This is a genomic window from Frisingicoccus sp., assembly GCA_016298055.1.
Taxonomy (GTDB): domain Bacteria; phylum Bacillota; class Clostridia; order Lachnospirales; family Lachnospiraceae; genus Frisingicoccus.
Window position 1 is genome coordinate 1 of sequence record JAEDDO010000103.1, and the last position, 6,405, is coordinate 6,405.

Sequence of the window (6,405 nt, forward strand, 5' to 3'; positions counted from 1 at the left end):
CTCATATGATGTTTTCCTGACCGTTTTCCCGCATAGATCAGTTCCGCATGTACCGGAGCCTCATTTAACAGGGTATTGGATGCCAGATAATCATACACAATAACCTCTGCTCTCTGAATGCACCGCAGCCCCTTTTGGGTAATAAGTTCCGGATCTCCAGGACCCGCTCCGACCAGATATACTTTTCCTTTATTTTCCGCCATCTTCCATCTGTCCCCTGTTCCATAATCTTTCTGCCAGTTCGGCCCCGAGAGCTTCACCGAAACAAACATCGCCGGAGACCTCATCGTAAATCATCCCCCGGCTATCCGCCGAAAATCCGCCCCGTATATAAAATCTTCCGTCATCTATCCATGAAAAAGCACAGGCCGGAGCATTGCATCCGCCGTTCATTCTTTTTAAAAAGCTGCGTTCCGCCATCAGCTGCTGCCATACATCGGCATCATTAAGCTTCTCACACAGAGATGCAAATTCCGGATCCAAAAGGGCTCTCTTTGATGTTTCAACAGCAAGTATCGCCTGTCCTGCTGCCGGAATACACTGGTCAAGGCTAAGCGGCTCATAAAAAAATCTATCCAGAAAATTTCTATCTGAACCGGCTCGTCTCAGTCTCTCGACACCTGCTCTCGCAAGGATAATGCCTTCATACATGCCCGATTCCAGTTTTTGGAGACGTGTCTGCACATTTCCCCGGATATCTTTTGTAATGAGCCCCGGATTTATACGGCAAATCTGAAGGCTTCTTCTGAGACTGCCTGTACCGATCACCGTACCGGGCTTCATATGTTCTATGGATTTTCCGTCACAGGTCACCATCATATCTTCCCACTCTGCCCGCTCAACAGCCGCCGCAAGACAGAGTCCTTCTTCGAATTCCATCGGCATATCCTTCGCACTGTGAACAGCCATATGGATCTCTCCCTCCAAAAGAGCTCTCTCCAGTTCTTTTGTAAAAACACCTTTACCGCCAAAGCTGTTTAATGACTGATTAAGACGCCGGTCGCCCTCTGTCATGATCGGACATATCTCAATCCGGGCATCCGGAACAAGCTTTTGAATTTTTTCAACTACAATCTGTGTCTGGATCTGCGCCAGCTGACTTTTTCGTGTTCCTATTTTAATGATCATTCTTTTCTACCGCCTGATTTTTTTGAATCATCTGATCCACTGTCGCTTCATCAATATTGCCTTCATATTTTATGCCGGTTTTCAAAATACTTTCCAAAATATTCTTCCGTTCTTCAAAGCTGAAGGATAAACCTTTCATCTTTTCTCTCGCCTGTCCGCTTACCCTGGTAAGTTTACCGTACCAATCAGGAAACATCTGACCTATCTGCTCTGCCGCCATCCGCGACAGGGCCGGAACCTTTCCCCCGGTAGACACACCAATTGTCAGATCACCCCTCCGGACAAGAGAAGGAAAATAAAATGTACAGTCTTTCGGATTCGTTGCCGAGTTCACAGGAATATGATGCATTTTTCCGAGACATGCCAGTCGGTGGTTGATCTCTGCATCATCCGTCGCACAGATAAGCAATGCGATATTTTCACATTCAAGCCAATCTTTGACCGCCTCCACACCGTCATTGACCTCGTGGCACTGCACTCCATCCTTTTTCAGTCCGACAAACCGCTCATCAAATGTTTTACTGATGACATGCACCCGGGCTCCCGTCTGGCATAAAGCATGGGCCTTTCGATAAGCGACCCGTCCGCCTCCGACAATAAGGCACGTTTCATCTTCCATCTCCATAAATACCGGAAATGCTGACATAGAGATACCTCCTATTCCATATCTCCTATTTTTTTCAAAGTTTTCATAAAAATCTCCAGTTCATCCGGTTCCATACAATCCCGGAGTGTGTAAAAAAAGCGATTGAAAGCTTTTTCAGCACCGTAACGTTTGGCCTGTCCACATATGTTTTCCCTTACCTCTTCAAGGTTCGAATAATAAGTCTGAAAAATCATCCATTTTTCAAACTGTATGCAATAGTCTTCTAAAATATCCAGTGCTGCCGCGGCCTCATGTTTTTTTCTTCGATTATTTTCCTCGGCAATTTTCGTAAAATCATCCAAATTGTAATAATGGGTATGTTCTAATTGAAGGACTCTGCCGTCAATATCCGGAGGAACCGCAAGATCAACAAAGACTCTTTCCCGATCCGACTGCAATGCCCCTTTCACCTTATCAAAGGTCAGTGTATAATGGGGACTTGCTGTGGCACTGATGATCACATCCATCGGCTCCAGCCATGCATACCGCTCACTGTAATCGATGACAGTCACCTTTTCACTCGCATGTTTCTTACATTTTTGCCGTTGTGTGATATAAATTTTGGCCTCATTATCGGATAAAAGATTTTTATAAACACTTCCTCCGATCTTTCCGGAGGCACCGATGATCAGCACTTTTTTCTGCTTTAATGTTCCCAGCGCATCTCTCGCAGCCTTGATGGCAATCGTCGCAGTTGAAACGGCTGTCTTTGAAAGCTCTGTCTCTGTTTTTATTTTTTTAGCAGCCGTGATCGCATATCGAAAACAGGTATTTAAAAATGTACCTACAGTGGCAGCCTCCGCAGCCATAGCCTGTGCCTCTTTCACCTGCCCGAGAATCTGATCTTCCCCGATCACCTGTGAATCCAGACCGCTGGCTACAAGAAAAAGATGCTCAACCGCTTTTTTTCCTGAATAAAAACGCAAATATTCCGCACCGTCAATTTTATCCGGCAGATCAAGCTGAGAAAAGAGATGATTTTCCGCCTTCTTAAAAATCTGTCTCTGATCCTCATCTTTCCCGTACAGATAAATCTCAAGACGATTGCATGTGGAGAGAATCACGCACTCTTCAACCATATCTTCAGAATAGATTGCCTTCATGCAGTTCTTCTGCTGCTCCAAGCTCATTGAAAAACAGCTTCGTACATTCAGATCCGCCGTTTTGTGACTCAAACTGATCAACTGTATGCTCATTGTTTTTGTTTCCTCTTTAATGTTCTCAGTCTTGCCTTCGTTTCTTTGTCCACCCGGTAAGATTCACATATTTTCTGTATGGCTTTATTATGTGTAAAATCATCTAAAGCATTATGACGTATATAGTCTTCAGTTATTTCAGGTAAATAAATATAATAAACGGAAACGGCCCATGCGATCGCCATCTGCACATAATAATCCTTGTTCTTTACATGATCAAAAAACACAAATACTTCCTGTGCATATTCGGGCAGCCGATAATAATCCAATGCCATAACTGCCGCAAAACGAATCTCATATGTAGATTCGGATTGAAAATAGGGCTTTATAAAATTCCACATCTGAGCTTGATATTTTTTTGTAAATTTCAATGTCGAACAAAAACTGTCACAAACCGCCCAGTTTTGAATCGAAGGTATGAAGTCCGCTATCACACGCATCCGTTCTTCAAAGATCATATCCGCATATCCGATTATAAAGCCCCTGAGCATATCTTCTTCATAATACTTATCCGGAGCTTCATTCAAATAAAACCGCCAATCATCCTTCACCATCCGCTTTGCGATCTTTCTGAGTTCCGGTATGCGAACGCCAAGTATATTCTCGGTTCCGGGAAGAAGTTTACTGTGAAACTCCCGGTATTCTTCATCTGCTTTTTTCTCCAGTTCTTCTCTGATCTGTTCAACTGTCATATTTTTTCTCCAAATCCAGCAGCTTTTGTTTGACTTCCAGGCCGCCCGCATATCCAACCAACTGTCCATGGGAACCTATCACTCTATGGCACGGAATAACGATCATGATCGGATTATGATGATTTGCCATGCCGACAGCTCTGGCCGCCTTCGGTTTGCCGATGGATGAGGCAATCTCACCGTAAGTGCGTGTCTGACCATAAGGGATATCTAAAAGTGCCTTCCACACCGTCTGAAAAAAAACTGTTCCGTCCGGTTTCAAAGGCAATTCAAATTTTTTTCGTACACCAACAAAATACTCTTTCAGCTGACGTTCCGTCTCTGCAAGAATCTCTGTTTTTTCTGTAAGTGCCTGAGTAAATGTTTCCGCTGTCTTTATAATCTTTCCCTCAGAATTCAGCCGTGCATCAGGAATATCTGCCAATGAAATTTCTTTAAGAAACCCTCCTGACTCAACAAGACGGAGTTTTCCAATCGGTGAACTCATAAAAAACTGATACATTTTCAACACCTCCCTTTTTCAGGAGACAGGTCACTGATTTTTCCTGATAAAATCTGTTCCCTATCAAAAGGGGGACAGGCTCCTGAAAGGAATCTGTCCCCAATGCATTCATTGTCAATTCATTTTTTCTGTCCATTCCAACTGATAATTTACGGATATCGTCTCCGATCACTTCAGATGGATGCGCTGCTGCTTTCGCATGCATAGCTTTGAAGTCAGAACCACTTTACATCATCCATGCCTCTTGACAGACCGGTAATGCCTGTTCGTGCCAGTTCCTGAATATCGTAATCGCTGACCAGACGCAAAAATGCTTCAAGTTTTGACAGGTTACCTGTCAATTCAATAATCATCGAATCCATTCCAACATCGACAACTTTTGCTCTGAATATATCCGCAATTGCAAGAATTGCCTGACGTTCCTCCACATTAGCCCGAATCTTGACCATCATCAATTCTCGGCATACGGAAGAACCTTCTTTTAATGTCTTTACATCACGCACATCCACCATCTTCCGGAGCTGTTTTTCAATCTGCTCAAGAATCTGATCATCACCGTCAACAACGACGGTTATCCGTGTAAATCTTGGATCCATTGTCACTCCGGCAGCAATACTGTGAATATTGTAACCTCTACGGGTAAAAAGTCCTGATACACGGCTTAAAACACTGGAAGTATTATCCACTAACAGTGAAAAAACTCTCTTTTGTTCCATACCTGCACCTTCCTATAAGTTTAAGACAAGACACTTTGTCGAAGCAAAGTGCCTACTGTCTAATTATTATAGTAATTTCATGCCGGTTTGTCAATAAAAGGATTGATAAATCTGGCACCATTTCCCAGCCCTTCTTCTATCCGGAGCAGCTGATTATATTTTGAAAGTCTGTCTGTTCGGGAAAGGGACCCGGTCTTAATCTGACCGCAATGCAGCGCGACAGAAAGATCTGCGATTGTCGTATCTTCGCTTTCTCCCGATCTGTGGGACATAACAGCACCATATCCGGCCTGCTGTGCCATATGCACAGCATCCATTGTCTCAGTAAGTGTACCGATCTGGTTCGGCTTAATGAGTATTGCATTGGCAGTGTTCTTTCGGATTCCCTCCTTCAGACGTCGGGTATTTGTCACAAAGAAATCATCTCCGACAAGCTGAATTTTATTTCCGAGCCGCTCTGTCATATATTTCCATCCGTCCCAGTCATCCTGATCACATCCGTCTTCAATAGAAACAATCGGATATTTTTGAATGAGCGTCTCATAATAATCACAGATTTCCTTACTGTCTAAAGAACGATTTCCCTCACCATATAAAATATATTTTCCATCTTTATAAAATTCACTGCTGGCCACATCCAGAGCCAGGCATACATCTTTGCCCGGCTCATAGCCTGCCTTGCAGATGGCTTCCATGATAACCTTAAGCCCGTCCTCATTACTTGCCAGATCCGGTGCGAAACCGCCTTCATCCCCTACAGCCGTATTCAGACCCATGTCTTTTAAAACATTCTTAAGTGAATGAAAAACTTCGCTTCCGATACGAAGACACTCTTTAAAGCAGGACGCACCGGCAGGAATAATCATAAACTCCTGAAAATCAATACCGTTATCCGCATGCGCACCCCCATTTAAAATGTTCATCATCGGCATTGGAAGTAAATTTCCCGATATACCTCCGATATAACGGTACAAAGGCATATGATACATATTTGCCGCCGCACGGGCACAGGCAAGTGAAACTCCGAGAATGGCATTCGCGCCCAGATTCTTTTTTGTATCGCTTCCATCCAGATTCAAAAGACATTCATCAATCTTTCGCTGTCTTGTGACATCCATCCCCTGCAGCTCTTTCGAAATCACTTCGTTAACATGCTTTACAGCTTTGCGCACGCCCTTTCCGCCATAACGCTTCGGATCCTCATCCCGAAGCTCCAGTGCCTCATAAATACCTGTCGATGCTCCGGATGGCACAATAGCACGCCCCATAATATGATGTCCAAGATGTACTTCAACCTCAACTGTCGGATTGCCCCTGGAATCCAATACTTCCCTTCCTCTAATTGCTCGAATTTCTTTCAAACCAAAAACCTCCTGATAATTATTGTCGGTTTAGTATGCGCCCAATCCGGCGGTATTATGCCATTGGGGACGGAGTTTTTGGCTTTTTTATTGTCCCTTATGGTCTATTTCAAATTATCAGAGATAAGAAATTGGTGAGCCAAAAACTCCGTCCCCAATGGCTT

8 protein-coding genes are annotated in these 6,405 nt (G+C 43.8%); all 8 read right to left on the reverse strand.

The window, feature by feature from the left end:
* Window positions 1-203 (reverse strand): uroporphyrinogen-III C-methyltransferase (locus QZZ35_RS08220; protein WP_291236962.1); only part of this gene is annotated, 203 nt, incomplete at its 3' end.
* The gene (gene hemC, locus QZZ35_RS08225; protein ID WP_291236963.1) at window positions 190-1,128 is read right to left on the reverse strand and encodes a hydroxymethylbilane synthase; all 939 of its coding nucleotides are present in this window, start codon (window positions 1,126-1,128) and stop codon (window positions 190-192) included. The genes hemC and QZZ35_RS08220, both read right to left, overlap by 14 nt.
* Window positions 1,118-1,774, reverse strand: coding sequence for a precorrin-2 dehydrogenase/sirohydrochlorin ferrochelatase family protein (locus QZZ35_RS08230; protein ID WP_291236964.1), 657 nt, complete (start codon window positions 1,772-1,774; stop codon window positions 1,118-1,120). The genes hemC and QZZ35_RS08230 overlap by 11 nt, the downstream gene beginning before the upstream one ends.
* Window positions 1,775-1,785: 11 nt before the next feature.
* Window positions 1,786-2,970, reverse strand: a complete 1,185-nt coding sequence (gene hemA, locus QZZ35_RS08235) for a glutamyl-tRNA reductase (RefSeq protein ID WP_291236965.1) — start codon at window positions 2,968-2,970, stop codon at window positions 1,786-1,788.
* Window positions 2,967-3,662 carry a DNA alkylation repair protein gene (locus tag QZZ35_RS08240; protein WP_291236966.1) on the reverse strand — a complete coding sequence of 232 codons (696 nt, stop codon included), beginning with the start codon at window positions 3,660-3,662 and terminating at the stop codon, window positions 2,967-2,969. The genes hemA and QZZ35_RS08240 overlap by 4 nt, the downstream gene beginning before the upstream one ends.
* Window positions 3,652-4,164 carry a methylated-DNA--[protein]-cysteine S-methyltransferase gene (locus QZZ35_RS08245; RefSeq protein WP_291236967.1) on the reverse strand — a complete coding sequence of 171 codons (513 nt, stop codon included), beginning with the start codon at window positions 4,162-4,164 and terminating at the stop codon, window positions 3,652-3,654. The genes QZZ35_RS08240 and QZZ35_RS08245 overlap by 11 nt, the downstream gene beginning before the upstream one ends.
* Before the next feature lie 215 nt (window positions 4,165-4,379).
* The gene (gene ilvN, locus QZZ35_RS08250; RefSeq protein WP_291235019.1) at window positions 4,380-4,880 is read right to left on the reverse strand and encodes an acetolactate synthase small subunit; all 501 of its coding nucleotides are present in this window, start codon (window positions 4,878-4,880) and stop codon (window positions 4,380-4,382) included.
* A 77-nt stretch (window positions 4,881-4,957) separates the two neighbouring features.
* Window positions 4,958-6,241: a phosphopyruvate hydratase gene (eno, locus tag QZZ35_RS08255; RefSeq protein ID WP_291236968.1), complete on the reverse strand. Its 1,284-nt coding sequence runs from the start codon at window positions 6,239-6,241 to the stop codon at window positions 4,958-4,960.
* Between the last annotated feature and the right edge of the window lie 164 nt (window positions 6,242-6,405).